The sequence below is a fragment of the Bradyrhizobium genosp. L genome, assembly GCF_015624485.1.
Lineage (GTDB): Bacteria > Pseudomonadota > Alphaproteobacteria > Rhizobiales > Xanthobacteraceae > Bradyrhizobium.
The window spans coordinates 6,131,216-6,149,554 of record NZ_CP061378.1; the positions used below are offsets into that span (position 1 = coordinate 6,131,216).

Consider the following 18,339-nt stretch of genomic DNA (forward strand, 5'->3'; position numbering starts at 1 on the left):
GCTCGGCCCATGATTGGGTCGGCGACCTCGAATGCTCCGCCCGTCCGCAAGTTTTGGCAAGCGGGAAAAATCGCTGCGGTGCGGTGTCGCGGGGTGCGCGCTTATTCCTCTCCCCGTGCTTTGCGGAGAGATTCAAACTTGCGCAGGAGCGGCAGTCGATCGGGAAGTTAACGTCCCGGACGCAGCTCCAGGCTCTCGAGCCCCGCGGCGACATTGACGCCGACCTGGCCCTGCACGCTCAGTGGTTGCAGGGCGATGGTGTTGTCGGAACCGCCGATCAGCACATTGCCGCCGACGCCGACGCCGAGCGTCGCGCTGCCCTGCGCGCCGGCATAGTTGCCGGACAGCGCGCCTGGTCCGAGCTGCGCCACCGGGGCGTAGACGCCCCAGGCCAGCGCCGATTCCTGGGTGATGCCGAGATCGATGCCGACCTTGCGGATGGTCGCGATATAGCGGTCCTCAGGCAGGCCTTCGGCGCGCAGCACGCAGCCGAGATTGGTCACGGATCCGACGATGAAGCCGATGCTGGCGCCGCCGCGGCACTCCAAGACACCGACCTGGACGCGCTGCATCGGCTGCTGCGCATTGGCGCCGGACATCGAAGTCACGAGCGAGACCGAAAGCGAGACCATGGCGGCAGCGGCGAGGAGGATGAAGCGACGCATGTTGGGAAATCTCCGGCTGAAAAGCGTGATGCGGGCAGAGAACGGGCCGCGCCCCACGGGGCCCGCGCCTGCTATGCCACAACATCGAACTTTCAGCCAGAATTTGACGGGTTCGACCTCCGATTGTTGCCGGATGTGGCGGCGTTGCTATACACGCTGCCGTCGCGCAGAGGCGGTCGAGCAATCAACGACAAAAAAGAGGCCCGCTTTCGCAGGCCTCTCCGATCAGCATCCTGATCCGCTTAGTGGTGGTGGTGATGACGGCGGTGATAGTGCCGGCGCGGACCGCCGTAGCGGACCGGCTCGAGGTCGATGCCGGCGATGCCGGCCGCGACGTTGAGGCCGGTCTGGCCCTGCACGCTGATCGGCTGCAGCGCGTAGGCGTTGTTCGGGCCGCCGAACAGGAAGTTGCCGCCGGCACCGAGGCCGACCGATGCGTTGACGCCGACGCCGCCGTAGCTGCCGGCGAGCGCGCCGCGCGGAAGCGTCGTGGTCGGCGCGGTCACGGCCCAGGCGAGCTGCGACTGCGCGGTGAAGCCGAGGTCGACGCCGATCCGCTTCACGGTCGCGACATAGGGCTCGGGCCGGCGGCCGCCGCTCTGGAACACGCATTCAAGCTGGGTGACGGAGCCGACGACGAAGCCGACATTCTGTCCGCCCTGGCATTGCAGGACGCCAGCCTGAACCTGCGGCGTCGCGTTGGCGGTGGCGATCGGCGCCAGCAGCGCGAGCGTGGCGAGGGTGAGGGTCGAAAGTCGCATTTGGGTCTGTCTCCGCAGGTGAACTGAAATTGCGCGGCGGACACAAGTGAAGCGTCGTGTCCAAAACAAGGCAGCGCGCAAAGACGCCCTAAAAACTTCCCGCGTGTGGCATCGATGCCCACGCGCATCGTGAACGAGATGAGAAGGATGTGATTTGACTTGCCGATTTTACCGGCGCGCACGATCTCAAACACAAACAGAAACGTTCCCGCACAGAGTGCGGGAACGTTTTCTTCGAGCGAAACCGATGAGCGCAGATCGTTAGCGCAGATTGCCGCAGAAGCGCTGGATGCGCTTGCAGGCGTCTTCGAGATCCGAGGTCTTGGTGGCGTAGGAGATGCGGAATGCCGGTCCGAGCCCGAACGCCGAGCCCTGCACCACCGCGACGCCTTCGCTCTCCAAGAGCTCGGTGACGAAGTCCTCGTCGTTGGTGAGAACCTTGCCCGACGGCGCCGTCTTGCCGATCGTCCCGGCGCAGGACGGATAGACGTAGAACGCGCCCTCGGGGCGCGGACATTCGATGCCGCTGGCCTGGTTGAGCATCGAGACCACGAGGTCGCGGCGCTCCTTGAACACCTTGTTGTTGGCCGCGATGAAGTCCTGCGGTCCGTTGAGCGCCTCGACCGAGGCCCACTGCGCGATCGACGACGGATTCGAGGTCGACTGCGACTGGATCGTCTGCATCGCCTTGATCAGCTGCGCCGGGCCGCCGGCATAGCCGATGCGCCAGCCGGTCATGCAATAGGCTTTCGAGACGCCGTTCACGGTCAGCGTGCGATCGTAGAGGCTGGGCTCGATCTGCGCCGCGGTGGTGAAAACGAAGTCGTCATAGACCAGATGCTCGTACATGTCGTCGGTCATCACCCAGACATGCGGATGCTTGACCAGCACGTCGGTGAGCGCCTTCAGCTCGCTCCTGGTGTAGGCCGAGCCGGTCGGGTTCGACGGCGAGCACAGGATCACCCATTTGGTCTTCGGCGTGATCGCCCTCTCCAAATCCTCGGGACGCATCTTGAACCCGGTCGACGCCGGGCAGATCACCGGCACCGGTTCGCCGCCGGCGAGTGCCACCATCTCGGGATAGCTGACCCAGTACGGCGCCGGGATGATCACCTCGTCGCCCGGATTGATGGTGGCCATCAGCGCGTTGTAGAGCACCTGCTTGCCGCCGGTGCCGACGATGATCTGGTTCGGCTTGTAGGACAGGCCATTCTCGCGCGAGAACTTGTTGATGATGGCTTCCTTCAATTCCGGAATGCCGCCGACATCGGTGTACTTGGTCTTGCCGGCCTCGATGGCGCGGATCGCCGCGAGCTTGATGTTGGCGGGCGTATCGAAGTCGGGCTCGCCGGCGCCGAGACCGATGACGTTGCGGCCCGCGGCTTTCAGCGCGCGTGCTTTGTCCGTGACCGCGATCGTCGCGGACGGCTTCACACGGTCGAGCGCAGCGGACAGGAAGGCCATCATCATCTCCTGATCATCTCTTGGCAAACGTCGTGAGCCCTTGGCCACGACTTGATTTGAATGGGATCGATGCACCCTAGGCCTGTCGCCGCGGCATCGCAAGAAGCTTGGCGGCAAGATGCGAAAACTTTCGCTGAAACACCGAGACACGCGCAATTTTCCGCAAGTTCCGAGCCCGAATGACTCATATCCGGCAAGCTCGATTTCCGCTGGCCCAAAGCGAATTGCTCCGAGGACAATCGGTGTCGCGCGGCGCCTGCTGCGCGCCTCTCGGAACGGTCCACGGCATGCCATCTGCGGACAGCGTGACCCACCTCGACCACGTTAACGCTTGCCCTCCGCGTCGGGCCTGCACCGTGCAGACGTCGCGCAAGCGTGATCCGAGTTGTCCGGCCGTGTAAATGGAATCATTCTGCACGCGTGCAGTGCGGTAGACGTTTCGACTTTTTCCACGATCGAGGGCTTGCGACGCACCTGCATCGGCATCATTGTTTAGCGGCGTTGCGGTGTGACAGGCCGCGCAGTTTTGAAGCGTACCGTCTCCTGATCGAGTGAACCCCGACGCACCGAGTGAACCCCGACGCAATGTACAAGCTCTATTCGATGCAGCGCTCCGGCAACAGCTACAAGGTCCGGCTCGCGCTCGCGCTCCTGAACACGCCGTACCAGGCGATCGAGATCGACATCCTGCGCGGCGAGAGCCGCACCCCGGACTTCCTGGCCAAGAACCCGAGCGGCCAGGTGCCGCTGCTCGAGGTCGCCGACGGCCGCTATCTCGCCGAGTCCAACGCCATCCTCTGGTACGTCGCGATCGGTACGCCGCTAGCGCCGGAGTCGCGGATCGAGCGCGCCGAGGCGTTGCAGTGGATGTTCTTCGAGCAGCACGCGCTGGAGCCGAACATCGGCGCCGCCTATTTCTGGTTGTCGCTGGTTCGAGGCGGCCGCGATCTGCAGACGCACGCGCTGGAGGATTGGATGGAGCGCGGCTATGCCGCGCTGCAGGTGATGGAGAATCACCTCAAAGACCATGCCTACTTCGCCGCCGAGCAGTTCACGGTCGCCGACATCGCGCTCTACGGCTACACCCACGTCGCCGACCGCTGCGACTTCGACCTCGCGACCTTCCCGTCGGTCCGCGCCTGGCTGAAACGGGTCGAGCAGACCCCCGGCTTCGTCGCCATGGATTGGCAGCCGGCTCCCGAGATCGGGCCTGAGCCGCGCCTCGCGGCCGGGGTCTGAACAGCGGGGATAGCGGGAAAACTGCTTAAATAGCGGGCAAAACCCTGACCGGCGTCATGTTTCTGCCGTTTTCTGGGGACCCAGCCGCCGCAATCTTGCCTGCGACGATCAGCAGATTCGTGCGGATGTCGCGAGTGATTCGCTCGCGGCCCGAGGGATTTAGACCCATGACGCGGTTGCCCGGCACGACCGGCTTCCAGGGCCGCCCTGCCCCAGTGGCATCGTCGCGGCTGACGAACGCGATCGCCGCATCGCTCGCGATCGGCGCGCTGGCACTCTGCCTCGTCGTCATGCTCACGCTGCTGTCGAGCGGCATCACGATGGCAACGCCGATACCGACATGATCCGCCACTTCCTGACAGCACATTGACGCGCGAAAGGCGCGGTAAGAGACGGCGCGACCCCCATGTTGAAGACACCAGTCGGACTAGTGACGATGACCTTGACGGTCGCGATCCTGCTCGCGGCATCGCTCCTGATCGTGACCGGCACGCAGGGCGAAGACCGCGCCAATCCGATGCGCGTGATGACGCCCATCGGGAGATAGGATAGCCCGCGCTATCACCATTTGTGGAAGATGAAGAACGCGCCGGCGGCGATGAAGGCAAAGCCCAGTGCGTGATTCCAGCCGAGCGGCTCTTTCAGATACAACACCGAGAAGCCGGCGAACACGACCAGCGTGATCACCTCCTGCATGGTCTTGAGCTGGGCTGCCGAATACACCGCGCTGCCCCAGCGATTGGCCGGCACTGCCAGCCAGTATTCGAAGAAGGCGATTCCCCAGCTCACCATGATCACGATGGGCAGCGGATGATCCTTGAACTTGAGATGACCGTACCAGGCGAAGGTCATGAAGACGTTGGAGCCAAGCAGCATCAGGATCGGCAGCAGTGACGGCGAAATGGCGGGCATCGATGTCCTCTTGAATTGCGGCACGCGGTAACCCGCTTGCCCGGAACCGGGTTCCCTGCCCGTCTCATATCATTTGATTTGAAGGCGATGAAAGTCTGTTCGGCCCAGGCAAGTGCCGCTTAACGGTCGGGACGGAAATGCCGGTCCTGTTGCAGCCCTGTCGTCAACCTGCGGCCCTATTGTTCGTTGGACAGACAATGAGAACGAACATGCGGTTCGACTGGCGCGCAATTTTCGGTCCGGCCCTGGCGGCGCTCGCAGCCGCCGGAAGCGGCATGATCAGGTGGATGTCGCAACAGAAATCGCGCGACGCCTGCGCCGCCGAACAGCAGCATCACGCGACCGCAGCGCGGCTTGCCGCCGCGCTCGACCAGGTCGATATCGGCATCGTGCTGCTCGACACGGATACCCGCGCCGAATTCATCAACCGCGCCTTCCGCGATTATTTCGCGCTCTCCGACGCGCAAGCCGCGAGCAAACCGCCCTTCATTGCGCTGATGTATCATGGCCGCGACACCGGCGCCTACGAGCTGCCGGAAGACGAGCTCGCCGCCTTCATCGCCAATCGCATGGCGATGGTGCGCGCCGGCGATGCCACGCCGATCAACATCAACCTTGCCGACGGCCAGGTGCTGCGCTTCGCCTGCACGGCGCTGCCCGACGGCGGCCGCATGCTGAGCTACACGCCGGTGACCGATCTGGTGCGGCACGGCGATGATCCGGCCAAGGCCGACTTCTATCGCGCGCAGCGCGCCGGCCGCGAGCGCCACCTGGCGCGGCTGATGCGCGCCGCCGAGTGAGGCGCAGCATTGCTTCGCACGATTGATCCTGCGTGACGGCGACGATAGAACGTTGCCGAGCGTTCGCCCACAACGCAGGATTGATCATGTCCGACGACGTCACCATCCGCTTCGTCACAAGGCAGGACTACGCGCAGTGGCTTCCGCTGTGGGACGGCTACAACGCGTTCTACGGACGTTCGGGACCGACGGCGCTCGCGCCCGAGATCACCGCGATGACGTGGGCGCGCTTCTTCGATGCGTATGAGCCGGTGCACGCGCTGGTCGCCGACGCCGGCGGCACGCTGCTCGGGCTGACGCACTATCTGTTGCATCGCTCGACCACCGCGATCGAGCCGACCTGCTATCTGCAAGACCTCTTCACCAGCGCAGCCGCGCGTGGCAAGGGCGTCGGCCGCGCGTTGATCAACGGCGTCTACGCCCAGGCGAAGCTCGCCGGCTCGCCGCGGGTCTACTGGCAGACCCACGAGACCAATCACACCGCGATGCAGCTTTATGACAAGGTCGCGGAGAAGCCGGGCTTCGTGATCTATCGCAAGATCTTCTGAGCACACCGCAGAACCGCTGGCCTCCCTGTGGATTGCATCCAGGTGTCACCGGCGCGTTACAAAGCCCGGCTAGGCTTTTGCTTGCGTAAGATCAGGCCCCCCGTCTCGGATCTCGCGCCACGAGCGGTCCCCGTCAGTCGCCGCGTCTGACCGGGACCGCTTTTTTCTTGCACGCTTTTTTGCAGCATCGCCATGCGCCTGTCCCGGCGGAGCGGAACCCTGTCCGCCCCGGCACGCGCGTCACAATGAGGAGATGGCGGTGATCGACCGGAACACGAGAGGATAGTTATCGCGCGGCCTAACCACGGACGTCGTCCCGGCGAAGGCCGGGACCCATAACCACAAATGTATGTTGTTATGCCGTGCTGCGGCCCCGGCGTCTTCCAACAATCAAGAACGGTGGCTATGGGTCCCGGCCTTCGCCGGGACGACACTGTGGGTGTGGCCCGCGCTTACACCACCAGCCCCTTGATCGGTTTCACCGGCGCGCTGTCGGGGAACACCGCATCCGCCAGCGCGCGCTCGCCGATGCCGAACTGGTCGTGCAGCACGCCCTTGATCACGGCGCGCAGATCCGTCGTCGGGGCGAGATCGCGGGCCTGGTAGAGATTGGCTACCTTCAGGCCCGGCCAATCGGTGATCATGCGGCCGCCGCTCACCGCGCCGCCGGCGAGCAGTGCGATGGTGCCGGTGCCGTGGTCGGTGCCTTCGGTGCCGTTGATGCGCGCGGTGCGGCCGAACTCGGTGGCGACCACGATCACGGTGTCTCGCCAGCGTGGCCCAAGGCCGCTTTCGAACTCGGCGAGCGCGCCGTCGAGCCCGCCGAGCAACTGCGCGAGGCGCCCGACCGGGCCGCCCTCATTGGCGTGAGTGTCCCAGCCGTCGAAGGCGAGCGCGCCGATCCGCGGGCCGTCATCGGCCGCCATCAGTTTCGCAGCGCCTCGCGCCACGAGCCGCATCGCGGCCGCAGCGCCGCCGCCCGGCTTCGGCCGCATCGCTTCGCCCTGCGCCTGCTTCTCGAGCTGCAGGCCCTGCGTCAACGCGCCGGCCAATGCGGGATCGCGGTGCTGGTAGAGATCGAGCAGCCGCGTCCCGGTGTCGTCGGCGGCCTGCGGCAGCGTCACCGGCGCCCAGCCGACGGTCGGCGCTGTGCCGCGCAGCACCAGCGGCGTGGTCGGGCCGACCGCGAGCGCGCTCATCACCCGCTCGCCCCTGGGCAACGCCTCCAGCGCCCGGTTGAGCCAGCCCGACTGCACGCGGCCCGGGCCGGGAAAGCCGCTCTCCAGCACGTCCTGCCCGTCGAAATGCGAACGGTCGCGATAGGCGGTTGCGACGGCATGCACCACCGCGGCCTGCTTGGCGCGATACATCCGCGCAAATTCCGGCATCGCCGGATGCAGACCGAAGAAGGAATCGAGCATCACCGCAGCGTTCGGCCCATCGGACCGCAGCGCGATCGCGCCATGGAGTGCGGCATAGTCGGGATCGCCAATCGGCGCGACGGTGGCGAGGCCATCGAGCGCGCCGCGCAGGATGATGACAACGAAGCGCGGATCGCGGCCGTCCGCCGCGCGAGCCAATCTCGGCAAATACGCCCACGCCGCAAACGACGCGCCGCCGAGCAGCAGCGCGCGCCGCGACGTCGCCTGCATCACCAAGCCCTCAGAGCATGCCATCGTCATCTCCTCTGGAATTCCGGCGACATCAGCAGCAGCGCCAGCGCCTGCTGGCGCGATTCCGCGCGCTCGATGGTGCGCCGCGTCTCGGGCGAGGCCGCATCGGCCGCGACGAGCTCCAGCAGGTCGCGCGGATCGAACCGGTCGGCGAGCTGGGAGGCGACCTGCGCCGAGATATCGAGCCTGAGCTTCATGCCCTCGGGCGCGGCCCACGCCGCATTGGTATCGGGAAAGCCGTTCGGCCCGGCCGGCGTCCAGAGCGGCTGGCCGAGCACATTGAGGCCGCCGAGATAGCGGCCCGGATCCTCCGGGTTGCGCGCCAGCAGGCGACCGGATGCGATCAGGAATTCGTAGGGCGAGCGCATCTTGGTCAGCGGCGCCTGCCAGGCCTCGTTGGATCCGACCAGCGCTGTGGCCAGCGCTTTCAGATCGCCATCGGTCCCGGTGAAGACATCCTGCAGCTTCGCCGCCACGGCCGGCGGCGGATCATCCGCAACGAAGTGGCGGGCGAATTTTGTAGCGATGAATTTGGCGGTCGACGGATGCCGCGCAATGTCAGCGAGCACCGCCTCGCCCTGCGCGATGCCGCCGGGCTGATAGGTCTTGCCCAGCACCTGCTGCGGCCCCGGCTGATGCGCATTGGCATTGAACACAAAGCTGCCGGGCGCGCCGAGCTGGCCCTGGCGGCCGGCAAAGGTCCAGCCCGTGATGACGCGCGCGAACGAGGTGACGTCGTCCTGGGTGTAGCCGCCGCCGACGCCGAGCGTGTGCAGCTCCATGATCTCGCGCGCGAGATTTTCGTTGAGGCCGCGGTGGCGGTTGATGCCGGCGCGTGAATCCGGACCGAGCGATTGCTGGTTGTCGAGGAAGAACAGCATCGCCGGATGCTGCTCGACCGCCTTCAGCATGTCGGCGAAGCGGCCGAGCACATGCGGACGGATCGCCTCGCGCTCGAACGAGCCGGCCCACATCCGCGCCAGCGCGCCCTTGTTGGCGGAGATGCAGAAGTGGTTGGACCAGAACACCACGAGACGCTCGACGAAGCCGCAATCGGCGACCACGCCGCGCTGCAGCCGTGCCAAGGCCTCGGCGCGAAACGTCTTCTGGATGATGTTGGGCGGCTCGGCCGGCGGCTCGGGCGGATTGATCGACGGCTGCATGGCCGCCGGCGCCATTGCGTTGACGGTGTCGGCCATTTGACCTTGCGCCTGCATCGCCGCATCCTTGCCGGCAATCTCCTTGGCGGCGGAGGAGAGCGACAGGTTGCGCCGCATCGGCTGCCTGGCATCCGGGGCCGGCGGCGTCTCGCTCGTGGCGGGTTGCGCCGCTTTGGCGGCGTCACGCGCCTGCCGGATCTCGAACTGATAGTCGAACACCTGCTTGCCGAGCTCGGGCGTCGAGAGCAGGCCGGGCATTTCCAGCAGCGCGCCGTTCGGATGCGCCAGTTCCGCAAGCACGAAGCCGCGCGGATCGGATGCCGCGTTGATGAAGTCTCCGGCCGCGCCGCCGCGGGCACCGAAGCCGAAACGATTGAGAGCCACCAGTGCTGCTTGCGAATCGCGAGCCATGTTAGTGTCCTGGTCAGCGTCCCAAGGTAGCGTCCCAAGAGTTCCCTTGATCGCGGGTCCCCTGTATATGGATCGCGCGCCATCATAGCGCGGTTCGCGATGAACCCGAGATTAACTCGCGCATTAAATCGCGGTTAGGAATCCGCCCAACATCATGAACGACGCCTCTGAGAAATTCCCCACGCGACGGCTCGCCTGCGCGACATGCGGTGCCGAATTCTCCTGCTCGCCGACGGGGCCGTGCTGGTGTTCCGACGAGAGCTTTCGCGTGCCGATGCCGAGCGATGGCGGCGACTGCCTGTGTCCCGCCTGCTTGCGGAAACTCGCGGAACAACACGTAGGCGTGAGCGCGACGTGAGCGAACGCTGGATCGTCGACGCCGTCCTGCTCGACATGGACGGCACGCTGCTCGACACCGAGCGGGTGTATTTCGATAGCCTGGTCGCGGCGCTCGATTCATGCGGCTACGGCGATGATGCCGCCGCGCTCTGCCACGCCATGATCGGGCTGCCGGGACCGGTCTGCGAAGCGATACTGCGCGAACGCTACGGCGCGGCCTTTCCGCTTGCCGATGTGAACCGCACCTTCGTCGCCACCCGCGATCGCATGTTCGCAGCCGCCCTGCCGCTGAAGACAGGCACGCTTGCCCTGCTCGACGGCCTCGCTGATGCCGGGTGCCCGATGGCGATCGTGACCTCGTCATCCCGCCGCACTGCCGAGCGCCATCTTGCGCTCGCCGGCATCCGCGACCGCTTCGACACATTGCTCACGCTGGATGACGTCACGCATGGCAAGCCCGATCCGGAGCTCTACCTCAAGGCCGCCGCACGCCTCGGCGTGAGGCCGCAAGCTTGCATCGCCGTGGAAGACTCCAACCATGGCGTCGCCGCGGCGCACGCTGCGGGCACCATCACGTTGATGGTGCCCGACATCGCGCAGCCGACCGCGGAGACGCGCGGAAGATGCGCCGCGGTGCTACCGGATCTGAATGCGGTGCTGCGGCTGCTTCAGGAGCGCGGCGCATTGGCGCGCCGCGCGCTGTAGCGCGCAGGGTGGGCAAGGAGCGCAGCGACGTGCCCACCATCCGCGACGTGCTCGTGATGGTGGGCACGCGGAGCCTATGACGGAAACTACCGCACCACCGCCGCGGTCTGCCCGAACAGCAGCTTGCGCTCCTCCTCGGTCCGGATCGCGGGCTGGCCGAAATTCGGGTTGACCTCTTTTGCCTTGGCGTAGGCGCGCTCGGTGGCGGGGCGCTTGCCGATGGTCTCCAGCCAGCGCTTCAGATGCGGGAAGTCGTCGATCTCCTGGCCCTGGTTCTTGTACGGCACGACCCAGGGATAGCTCGCCATGTCGGCGATCGAATAGTCGCCGGCGATGAATTGGCGATCCGACAGGCGCTTGTTGAGCACGCCGTAGAGCCGGTTGGTCTCGTTGACATAGCGGTCGATCGCGTAAGGCAGTTTCTCCACCGCGTAGTTGCGGAAATGGTGGTTCTGGCCCGCCATCGGCCCGAGCCCGCCCATCTGCCAGAAGGTCCACTGGATCGCGTCGTAGCGGCCGTAGAGATCGGCAGGCAGGAACCGGCCGGTCTTCTCGGCGAGGTAGAGCAGGATCGCGCCGGACTCGAAGACGTGTAACGGCTTGCCGCCGCCCTTCGGCGCGTGATCCGTGATCGCCGGCATGCGGTTGTTCGGCGCGATCTGCAAAAAGTCCGGCTTGAACTGGTCGCCCTTGCCGATGTTGATCGGGAAGACCTTGTAGTCGAGCCCGGTCTCCTCGAGGAACATCGTGATCTTGTGGCCGTTCGGCGTGCTCCAGTAGTAAAGATCGATCATGGGGGACGGTCCTGGATTGAGGCGTGCACCGGCGTGCGCCGCGAAAGAAGATGCGATTGCATGAACTTGCGCGCAACCCGCCGCTGAGTCAATGACGGCATCATGACCGCGCGCGAATGTGATGAGCGGCCGCGCCATTGAGCCGCGACGGGATTGGACCTAAGCTCGGCGCATTATCTGCATCATCATTTTTCGGCGGGGCTTCCATGACGAACGACTTGGCACGGCGTGATTTCCTGAAAGGTTCGGCCGCGATCGCGGGCGCTGCCGCGGCGGGCGCGTTCTCCTGCGTCGAGATCGCGAGTGCCGCCCCGATCGAGGTACCGACGGTCGACAAACTCTCGATCCGCGTTCTCGTGGATTCCAGCTTCGACCAGTTCTTCAGGCCGAAGCAGGCCAACGGCGTCTCGATCGCGGCACCGCCGCGCAGTGCCGACTACCAGCGCTCGCTGCACAATGAATGGGGCCTGTCGCTGTGGCTGGAGTCGGAGGCCAAGGGCGCGCAGCGCACGCTGATGCTCGACTATGGCTACACGCCCGACGTGCTGCTCAACAACATGGCGCTGATCGGCGTCGACCCGGCGAAGCTCGACGCGCTGATCGTCAGCCACGGGCATTACGATCATTTCGGCGGCCTCAACGGCTTCCTCGACAAATTCCGTGAGAAACTGCCGGCCGACGTCAAGCTCTATGCCGGCGGCGAAGACAATTTCTGCCATCGCGTCAGCGCGACGGCGACCAAAGGCCAGTTCACCGATTTCGGCACGCTCGACCGCCGCCAGCTCGCCGCCCAACGCGTCACCACGGTGCTGTGCGAGACGCCGACCGTGATCGCGGGCCACGCCTTCACCACCGGCAAGATCACCCGCCGCAGCATGGAGCGCATCCTGCCGCAGACCTGGGTCGAGTTCGGCATCAAGGACGGGCTCGGCTGCAACACCAGCCACTATCTGCCGGCCGAGCTGGACGGCAAGATCGTCCCCGACGAGCACATCCACGAGCACGCGACCTGCTTCAACGTGCGCGACATGGGCCTCGTCGTGATCTCGTCCTGCGGCCATGTCGGCATCGTCAATTCGGTCAAGCAGGCCCAGGAGGTCTCCGGCATCCAGAAGGTGCACGCCATCGTCGGCGGCTTCCATCTCGGGCCGGCACCGAAGGACTACCTCGCCGAGGTCGTCGCCGAGATCAAGAAGCTCGACCCTGACGTGCTGATCCCGATGCACTGCTCCGGGCTCAACTTCGTGCAGGAGGCGACCGCGCAGATGGGCGACAAGGTGCTGGTCACGACGACCGGCAGCCGCCTCTCCTTCGGCATATGAGGCTGCGTGCCATCGCATGCGCCGGCGTCGGAATGTGGCTGACGCTGGCAACGGCGTTCGCCACCGAGGCGCCCGCGCAGTCGACGCGGTCGGCCGCCGAGACCATGGACATCCTGATGTGGAACAGGGAGCCGGTCGGCGGCCCGTTCGCGCTCATCGACCAGGCCGGCCATCAGCGCACCGACCGGGATTTCCGCGGCAAGCTGATGCTGGTCTATTTCGGCTTCACCTACTGCCCCGACGTCTGCCCGACCGATCTGCAGGCGATCGGCCTTGCACTCGACAAGCTCGGCCGCGACGGCGACGACGTGCAGCCGATCTTCATCACGGTCGATCCGGAGCGCGACACCGCGCAGCATCTCGCCGAATATGTGCCGATGTTCCACAAGCGGCTGATCGGTCTCACCGGCAGCGCCGCAGCGATCCAAAACGTTGCCGACGCCTACAAGGTGTATTACGCCCGCGTCCCGCTGAAGGACGCGGACTACACCGTCGATCACACCGCCTACATCTACCTGATGGATCGCGACGGCAATTATCTCGGCTTCTTTCCGCCGGGCACCTCCGCGGATCGCATGGTGGAGATCATCCGGCCGAGGCTCGCGGCACCGGCGCACTAGCACAATTCAATGCATGCGCCCGTGCGCACGCAAGAACGTCTCACCGCTTTCCGTCACCGTCACCCGCAGCCCTTCGACCGAAGGCCGACGCGCGACGTAGCCGCGGTCGACCGCGTCTTCCCAGATCGTCAGCCGCGGGCACGACGTGCGCCAGGTCTCGATCACCTCGGCATAAGGCCGCGGCTGCCGCGCGATCCACTCCACGAGATCGAGCACCAGGGCGTCGGTCGTCTCTGCCATCGCATGTCTCCCTCAACGTCCCGAGCATGATCTTGCGGATGCGCCAATATTCCCGCGCCTGGCTCTCGTTCCCGCCTCTTGATTTCTCCCCCCGCTTGGCCTCTCCGCACAAATCGAGTTATCTTGCCCTTGCATCAGTTTTCCTGAGGGTCCGGCATGCGGCGGCTGCTCTTTCTCAACGGCATCAAGGCGTTCGAAGCGGCGGCGCGGACCGGCAGCTTTGCGGGCGCGGGCGGCGAGCTGAACGTCTCGGCGGCCGCGATCAGCCGGATGGTGCATCTGCTGGAAGAGCGGCTCGGCGTGGCGCTGTTCGAGCGCAAGGCCAACCGTCTGGTCACCACACCGGCCGGCCGGGCCTATCAGAGCGGGCTGACGCCGATCTTCGACGCACTGGCGAGCCTGACCGCGCAGGTCACGGCGTCGGTGAGCACGCGCGTGCTGACGGTCGGCGTCGGACCGACGTTCGCGATGAAGTGGATGATCCCGCATCTCGCCGAGTTCCGCAAAGCCGAGCCCGACATCGAGGTGCGGATCACCACCGGCGGCATGCAGGTGCCGTTCGCCGACGACTGGAGCTGCGGCATCCAGCTCGGCAGCGGCGAATGGCCGGGCCTCGTCGCCGAGCCGCTGTTCGCCGCCGATCTGTTGCCGGTGTGCACGGCGCGGCTCGCCAATGCCGTCAAGCGCCCCGCCGACCTCAAGGGCCCGAGCCTGATCCGCGTCGCGCATTCGCCGGACGACTGGCCGTCCTGGCTGAAGGCCGCCGGCGTGCCGCGGCTGACCGCGCGCGGACCGGAATTCCAGTTCTATGGCCAGGCGCTGCAAGCCGCCGTCGACGGGCTCGGCATTGCGATGGGCATCCGGCCTTATATCGACGACGACCTCGCCGCCGGCCGCCTGGTGGCGCCGTTTGCCCTCAGCGTGCCGAAGGGGATGCGCTGGTATCTCGTCTACCGCCGCTTCCAGACCGAGCAGCGCGACTTCGCCGCGTTCCGCCGCTGGATCATCCGCGCCGCGGCCGCGCCCGCCGCGCCGCGCAAGGGCGCGCGCAGCGTCATCTGATACCGCCAGCTGCGCAATTGACGGGGAACCCGCGGTTCCACTGCTCCCCGCACAAATAAACCCCGAGCCCTGTGAACTGGTTCACATTTGGCGCCGCGCGTGCGTGCTTCGATTGAGAAGGGAATCCCGAGGTCGCGATGATTTACGGCGGTTTTGAAATCAAGTCGTTCGAAGTGGGGAAGGGGCAATGGCACGCCAGGGTTCAACGGATCGATCAAAAGCCGGTCGTCATCGATGGCATGCCGTTTCCGACGCTCGAAATCGGCTTTGCGTGGTCCGATCGGGATGCGGCGATCTCCGACGCGACGAAGCTTATCGACCGGCTGCACCCGCGCAATGGTATGACGGCGGCGGTCGGAGCGTCGGCGTGACCGGCAACACCCTGGTCGCCGTGGTCCCGCAATGCGAGCCCGATCCGGTCTGGCCCGCGCAGGTGCGGACCAACTGCCCGGATTGCGCCGCCAGCCTCGACCTGCTCCGCGTCATTCCCGGGCGCGCCGCCGAATACTGGACCATGCGCTGCGGCGGCTGCGGCGGGATCCATATGGACATTGTGGACCGCCCGCGCGCCTGACATTGCGTCCCGCTCCGCCCTGCTGACACCCTGCTGTCAGCAGCCTCGCTTGCGCGGACATCCGCGCGCCCTTTGCTCTTTTCTCGTTGCCGGACTCGCCCCATATTCCGGCCATGGCGAAGACACCAAGCACTCCGAAAAAGCCCGGCAAAACCCCGAAATCCAAGGCACCAAATTCCAGGGCGTCGAGGCCCGACGTCCAACCGATCGGGCCTGCGCTCGCTGAACTGCTCAATCCCGCGATCAATCGCGGCGACGCCGGCATGGGCTCCGGCACCGGCTTGCAGCCGCCGCCGGACAATTCCTGGGACCGCCGCGCCGGCGGCGAGGCTGCCGCGCATCGCGCGCGGGCCTCGACGCGGGAGACCGGCCAGGACGTCGCCAAGCGTGACGCCGCCGGCCTCGAGGAGGCACCGCAGGCCAATTACGGCACCTCGGCCACCATCCCCATCCTCGATCCCGAGCTGGCACGGCAGCTTGGCCTGCCGACTGCCGAGGACGATGACGAGGCCCTCGCGCGCCCGCCGCGCAGCAAGATGGAGGCGCTCGGCGTCAAGGCCACCGCCGACGCGCTGGAGAATTTGATCCGCGACGGCCGCCCCGAGTTCCGCAAGGACGACGGCTCGATGCGGGTGTGGACCCCGCACCGGCCGTCGCGCCCGGAAAAGTCCGAAGGCGGCGTGCGCTTCGAGATCAAATCGGCCTATGAGCCGAAGGGCGACCAGCCGACCGCGATCGCCGACCTGGTCGAAGGCATCGCGCGCAACGACCGGACCCAGGTGCTGCTCGGGGTCACCGGCTCGGGCAAGACCTACACCATGGCGAAAGTGATCGAGGCGACGCAGCGCCCGGCGCTGATCCTGGCGCCGAACAAGACGCTGGCCGCGCAGCTCTATGGCGAGTTCAAGAGCTTCTTTCCGGACAACGCGGTCGAGTACTTCGTCTCGTATTACGACTACTACCAGCCCGAGGCCTACGTCCCGCGCACGGACACCTATATCGAGAAGGATTCCTCGATCAACGAGCAGATCGACCGCATGCGCCACTCGGCGACGCGCGCGCTGCTCGAGCGCGACGACGTCATCATCGTAGCCTCGGTGTCCTGCATCTACGGTATCGGCTCGGTCGAGACCTACACCGCGATGACCTTCGCGCTGAAGAAGGGCGAGCGCATCGACCAGCGGCAGTTGATCGCCGACCTCGTCGCACTCCAGTACAAGCGCACCCAGGCCGACTTCACCCGCGGCACTTTCCGCGTCCGCGGCGATGTCATCGACATCTTCCCCGCGCACTATGAGGACCGCGCCTGGCGCGTGAACCTGTTCGGCGACACCATCGAGACCATCGAGGAGTTCGATCCGCTCACCGGCCACAAGCAGGACGAGCTCGAATTCATCAAGATGTACGCCAACTCGCACTATGTGACGCCGCGCCCGACGCTGGTGCAGGCGATCAAGTCGATCAAATCCGAATTGAAGATGCGGCTCGACCAGCTCAACGACCAGGGCCGCCTGCTGGAGGCGCAGCGGCTGGAGCAGCGCACCACCTTCGACCTCGAGATGATGGAGGCGACCGGAAGCTGCGCCGGCATCGAGAACTATTCGCGCTACCTGACCGGCCGCCGCCCCGGCGAGCCGCCGCCGACGCTGTTCGAATACGTCCCCGACAATGCGCTGGTTTTCGCCGACGAGAGCCACGTCACCGTGCCGCAGATCGGCGGCATGTTCCGCGGCGACTTCCGCCGCAAGGCGACTCTTGCTGAATACGGCTTCCGCCTGCCCTCCTGCATGGACAACCGCCCGCTCCGCTTCGAGGAATGGGACATGATGCGGCCGCAGACGGTGGCGGTATCGGCGACGCCGAGCGGCTGGGAGATCAACGAGGCCGGCGGCGTGTTCGTCGAGCAGGTGATCCGCCCGACCGGGCTGATCGACCCGCCGGTCGACATCCGTCCCGCACGCACGCAGGTCGACGACCTCGTCGGCGAAGTGCGCGCCACCGCGCAAGCCGGCTATCGCAGCCTGATCACGGTGCTGACCAAGCGCATGGCGGAGGACCTGACCGAATACCTGCACGAGCAGGGCATCCGCGTCCGCTACATGCATTCCGATATCGACACCATCGAGCGCATCGAGATCATCCGGGATCTCCGCCTCGGCGCGTTCGACGCGCTGGTCGGCATCAATCTGCTGCGCGAGGGCCTCGACATTCCCGAATGCGCGCTGGTCGCGATCCTCGACGCCGACAAGGAAGGCTTTCTGCGCAGCGAGACCTCGCTGATCCAGACCATCGGCCGCGCCGCGCGCAATGTCGACGGCAAGGTGATCCTCTATGCCGATAGCATGACCGGCTCGATGGAGCGCGCGATGGCCGAGACCACGCGCCGCCGCGAGAAGCAGGTCGAATACAACGAGGCCAACGGCATCACGCCGGAGAGCGTCAAGAAGTCGATCGGCGACATCCTCAACTCGGTCTACGAACGCGACCACGTGCTGGTCGAGATCGGCGACGGCGGCATGGCCGACGATGTGATCTCGATCGGCCACAATTTCGAGGCGGTGCTGAGCGATCTCGAAACAAGGATGCGCGAGGCGGCCGCCGATCTAAACTTCGAGGAAGCCGCAAGACTGCGCGACGAGGTCAAGCGCCTGCGTGCCACCGAGATGGCCGTGGTCGACGACCCCACCGCCAAGCAGCGCAATGTGCAGAAGCAAGCCGGCGCCTATGCCGGCACCCGAAAATACGGCGACGCCGCCAACCTCCCGGTCAGCGCGCTGAAGAACAAGTCCGCCCAGACCTCGCTCAAGGCCGGCCGCGGCGGCAAGTCCGGCTCACGAATCCACAAGCCCGATCTCGACGAGATGCACGGCCCGGAGTCGCTGCCCTTCCGCCCGGACGGCGCGCTGCCGGCCAAGCCGTTCGGCACGACCAGTAGGATCATCCAGCCGACGGATTCGCGGCAGTCCGGGCCGGAATTCGGGCCGTCGCCGCGGAGCAGCGGCGGAGCGCCGGGGAAGCGAGGTGGGTGGAAGAAAAGGTAGCACCTAGCG

At 66.0% G+C, this 18,339-nt stretch carries 19 protein-coding genes and 1 pseudogene; 12 read left to right on the forward strand and 8 right to left on the reverse strand.

Translation table 11 applies throughout. The annotated features are described in order from the left end of the window. Positions 1-167: 167 nt before the first annotated feature. From IC762_RS29160 to IC762_RS29170, 3 genes are all read right to left on the reverse strand, one after another. A complete protein-coding gene (locus IC762_RS29160) occupies positions 168-665 on the reverse strand; it encodes a DUF992 domain-containing protein (RefSeq protein WP_195785610.1) in 498 nt (165 codons plus the stop codon). Positions 666-907: 242 nt separating this feature from the next. Then, complete coding sequence (locus IC762_RS29165) at positions 908-1,426, reverse strand: DUF992 domain-containing protein (protein ID WP_195785611.1); 519 nt, start codon at positions 1,424-1,426, stop codon at positions 908-910. Positions 1,427-1,687: 261 nt separating this feature from the next. Next, positions 1,688-2,890, reverse strand: coding sequence for a pyridoxal phosphate-dependent aminotransferase (locus IC762_RS29170; RefSeq protein ID WP_195785612.1), 1,203 nt, complete (start codon positions 2,888-2,890; stop codon positions 1,688-1,690). Positions 2,891-3,475: 585 nt separating this feature from the next. Here IC762_RS29170 and IC762_RS29175 point away from each other — a divergent pair. From IC762_RS29175 to IC762_RS29185, 3 genes are all read left to right on the forward strand, one after another. Continuing rightward, positions 3,476-4,129 carry a glutathione S-transferase family protein gene (locus IC762_RS29175; protein WP_195790330.1) on the forward strand — a complete coding sequence of 218 codons (654 nt, stop codon included), beginning with the start codon at positions 3,476-3,478 and terminating at the stop codon, positions 4,127-4,129. Between the two features lie 167 nt (positions 4,130-4,296). Next, entirely contained in the window at positions 4,297-4,473 is a 177-nt protein-coding gene (locus IC762_RS29180) for a hypothetical protein (RefSeq protein WP_195785613.1), read from the forward strand. A gap of 62 nt (positions 4,474-4,535) precedes the next feature. Continuing rightward, a complete protein-coding gene (locus tag IC762_RS29185; RefSeq protein ID WP_195785614.1) occupies positions 4,536-4,676 on the forward strand; it encodes a hypothetical protein in 141 nt (46 codons plus the stop codon). A gap of 14 nt (positions 4,677-4,690) precedes the next feature. On the opposite strand, the gene IC762_RS29190 is transcribed toward IC762_RS29185, so the two are convergent. Beyond that, complete coding sequence (locus tag IC762_RS29190; protein WP_195785615.1) at positions 4,691-5,041, reverse strand: DMT family protein; 351 nt, start codon at positions 5,039-5,041, stop codon at positions 4,691-4,693. 245 nt (positions 5,042-5,286) lie between these two features. Here IC762_RS29190 and IC762_RS29195 point away from each other — a divergent pair. Together IC762_RS29195 and IC762_RS29200 are read left to right on the forward strand one after the other, a co-directional pair. Beyond that, positions 5,287-5,841, forward strand: a pseudogene (locus IC762_RS29195) (PAS-domain containing protein); the annotation flags it as partial. Positions 5,842-5,927: 86 nt separating this feature from the next. Beyond that, on the forward strand, positions 5,928-6,389 hold the full coding sequence (locus IC762_RS29200; protein ID WP_195785616.1) for a GNAT family N-acetyltransferase: 462 nt from the start codon (positions 5,928-5,930) through the stop codon (positions 6,387-6,389). 452 nt (positions 6,390-6,841) lie between these two features. Here IC762_RS29200 and IC762_RS29205 read toward each other — a convergent pair whose 3' ends face one another. Beyond that, the gene (locus IC762_RS29205) at positions 6,842-8,071 is read right to left on the reverse strand and encodes a DUF1501 domain-containing protein (protein WP_195785617.1); all 1,230 of its coding nucleotides are present in this window, start codon (positions 8,069-8,071) and stop codon (positions 6,842-6,844) included. Next, the gene (locus tag IC762_RS29210) at positions 8,068-9,633 is read right to left on the reverse strand and encodes a DUF1800 domain-containing protein (RefSeq protein WP_195785618.1); all 1,566 of its coding nucleotides are present in this window, start codon (positions 9,631-9,633) and stop codon (positions 8,068-8,070) included. The genes IC762_RS29205 and IC762_RS29210 overlap by 4 nt, the downstream gene beginning before the upstream one ends. Positions 9,634-9,987: 354 nt before the next feature. Here IC762_RS29210 and IC762_RS29215 point away from each other — a divergent pair, with 354 nt between their 5' ends. Beyond that, the gene (locus IC762_RS29215) at positions 9,988-10,677 is read left to right on the forward strand and encodes an HAD family hydrolase (protein WP_195785619.1); all 690 of its coding nucleotides are present in this window, start codon (positions 9,988-9,990) and stop codon (positions 10,675-10,677) included. A gap of 86 nt (positions 10,678-10,763) precedes the next feature. Here IC762_RS29215 and IC762_RS29220 read toward each other — a convergent pair whose 3' ends face one another. Continuing rightward, on the reverse strand, positions 10,764-11,471 hold the full coding sequence (locus tag IC762_RS29220; RefSeq protein WP_195785620.1) for a glutathione binding-like protein: 708 nt from the start codon (positions 11,469-11,471) through the stop codon (positions 10,764-10,766). Between the two features lie 206 nt (positions 11,472-11,677). Between IC762_RS29220 and IC762_RS29225 the strand changes: the two genes are divergently transcribed. Together IC762_RS29225 and IC762_RS29230 are read left to right on the forward strand one after the other, a co-directional pair. After that, the gene (locus IC762_RS29225) at positions 11,678-12,793 is read left to right on the forward strand and encodes an MBL fold metallo-hydrolase (protein WP_195785621.1); all 1,116 of its coding nucleotides are present in this window, start codon (positions 11,678-11,680) and stop codon (positions 12,791-12,793) included. Positions 12,794-12,825: 32 nt separating this feature from the next. Then, positions 12,826-13,413 carry an SCO family protein gene (locus IC762_RS29230; RefSeq protein WP_246801283.1) on the forward strand — a complete coding sequence of 196 codons (588 nt, stop codon included), beginning with the start codon at positions 12,826-12,828 and terminating at the stop codon, positions 13,411-13,413. A gap of 6 nt (positions 13,414-13,419) precedes the next feature. On the opposite strand, the gene IC762_RS29235 is transcribed toward IC762_RS29230, so the two are convergent. Further along, positions 13,420-13,653: a hypothetical protein gene (locus IC762_RS29235; protein WP_195785623.1), complete on the reverse strand. Its 234-nt coding sequence runs from the start codon at positions 13,651-13,653 to the stop codon at positions 13,420-13,422. Positions 13,654-13,809: 156 nt separating this feature from the next. Between IC762_RS29235 and IC762_RS29240 the strand changes: the two genes are divergently transcribed. The 4 genes from IC762_RS29240 to uvrB all read left to right on the forward strand — a co-directional run bounded on the left by IC762_RS29240 (position 13,810) and on the right by uvrB (position 18,330). Continuing rightward, positions 13,810-14,715, forward strand: a complete 906-nt coding sequence (locus tag IC762_RS29240; protein WP_195785624.1) for a LysR substrate-binding domain-containing protein — start codon at positions 13,810-13,812, stop codon at positions 14,713-14,715. Between the two features lie 137 nt (positions 14,716-14,852). Further along, positions 14,853-15,086 carry a hypothetical protein gene (locus IC762_RS29245; RefSeq protein ID WP_195785625.1) on the forward strand — a complete coding sequence of 78 codons (234 nt, stop codon included), beginning with the start codon at positions 14,853-14,855 and terminating at the stop codon, positions 15,084-15,086. Next, positions 15,083-15,289: a hypothetical protein gene (locus IC762_RS29250; RefSeq protein ID WP_433995855.1), complete on the forward strand. Its 207-nt coding sequence runs from the start codon at positions 15,083-15,085 to the stop codon at positions 15,287-15,289. The genes IC762_RS29245 and IC762_RS29250 overlap by 4 nt, the downstream gene beginning before the upstream one ends. A 113-nt stretch (positions 15,290-15,402) precedes the next feature. Then, positions 15,403-18,330, forward strand: coding sequence for an excinuclease ABC subunit UvrB (uvrB, locus tag IC762_RS29255; RefSeq protein ID WP_195785626.1), 2,928 nt, complete (start codon positions 15,403-15,405; stop codon positions 18,328-18,330). Positions 18,331-18,339: the final 9 nt, after the last annotated feature.

Coding starts and splice junctions, on each gene's coding strand:
- IC762_RS29180 (WP_195785613.1), top strand. CDS start 4,297: ATGACGCGGTTGCCCGGCACGACCGGCTTCCAGGGCCGCCCTGCCCCA.
- uvrB (WP_195785626.1), top strand. CDS start 15,403: ATGGCGAAGACACCAAGCACTCCGAAAAAGCCCGGCAAAACCCCGAAA.
- IC762_RS29245 (WP_195785625.1), top strand. CDS start 14,853: ATGATTTACGGCGGTTTTGAAATCAAGTCGTTCGAAGTGGGGAAGGGG.
- IC762_RS29220 (WP_195785620.1), bottom strand. CDS start 11,471: ATGATCGATCTTTACTACTGGAGCACGCCGAACGGCCACAAGATCACG.
- IC762_RS29160 (WP_195785610.1), bottom strand. CDS start 665: ATGCGTCGCTTCATCCTCCTCGCCGCTGCCGCCATGGTCTCGCTTTCG.
- IC762_RS29200 (WP_195785616.1), top strand. CDS start 5,928: ATGTCCGACGACGTCACCATCCGCTTCGTCACAAGGCAGGACTACGCG.
- IC762_RS29235 (WP_195785623.1), bottom strand. CDS start 13,653: ATGGCAGAGACGACCGACGCCCTGGTGCTCGATCTCGTGGAGTGGATC.
- IC762_RS29185 (WP_195785614.1), top strand. CDS start 4,536: ATGTTGAAGACACCAGTCGGACTAGTGACGATGACCTTGACGGTCGCG.
- IC762_RS29205 (WP_195785617.1), bottom strand. CDS start 8,071: ATGACGATGGCATGCTCTGAGGGCTTGGTGATGCAGGCGACGTCGCGG.
- IC762_RS29170 (WP_195785612.1), bottom strand. CDS start 2,890: ATGGCCTTCCTGTCCGCTGCGCTCGACCGTGTGAAGCCGTCCGCGACG.
- IC762_RS29175 (WP_195790330.1), top strand. CDS start 3,476: ATGTACAAGCTCTATTCGATGCAGCGCTCCGGCAACAGCTACAAGGTC.
- IC762_RS29165 (WP_195785611.1), bottom strand. CDS start 1,426: ATGCGACTTTCGACCCTCACCCTCGCCACGCTCGCGCTGCTGGCGCCG.
- IC762_RS29230 (WP_246801283.1), top strand. CDS start 12,826: ATGTGGCTGACGCTGGCAACGGCGTTCGCCACCGAGGCGCCCGCGCAG.
- IC762_RS29190 (WP_195785615.1), bottom strand. CDS start 5,041: ATGCCCGCCATTTCGCCGTCACTGCTGCCGATCCTGATGCTGCTTGGC.
- IC762_RS29240 (WP_195785624.1), top strand. CDS start 13,810: ATGCGGCGGCTGCTCTTTCTCAACGGCATCAAGGCGTTCGAAGCGGCG.
- IC762_RS29225 (WP_195785621.1), top strand. CDS start 11,678: ATGACGAACGACTTGGCACGGCGTGATTTCCTGAAAGGTTCGGCCGCG.
- IC762_RS29210 (WP_195785618.1), bottom strand. CDS start 9,633: ATGGCTCGCGATTCGCAAGCAGCACTGGTGGCTCTCAATCGTTTCGGC.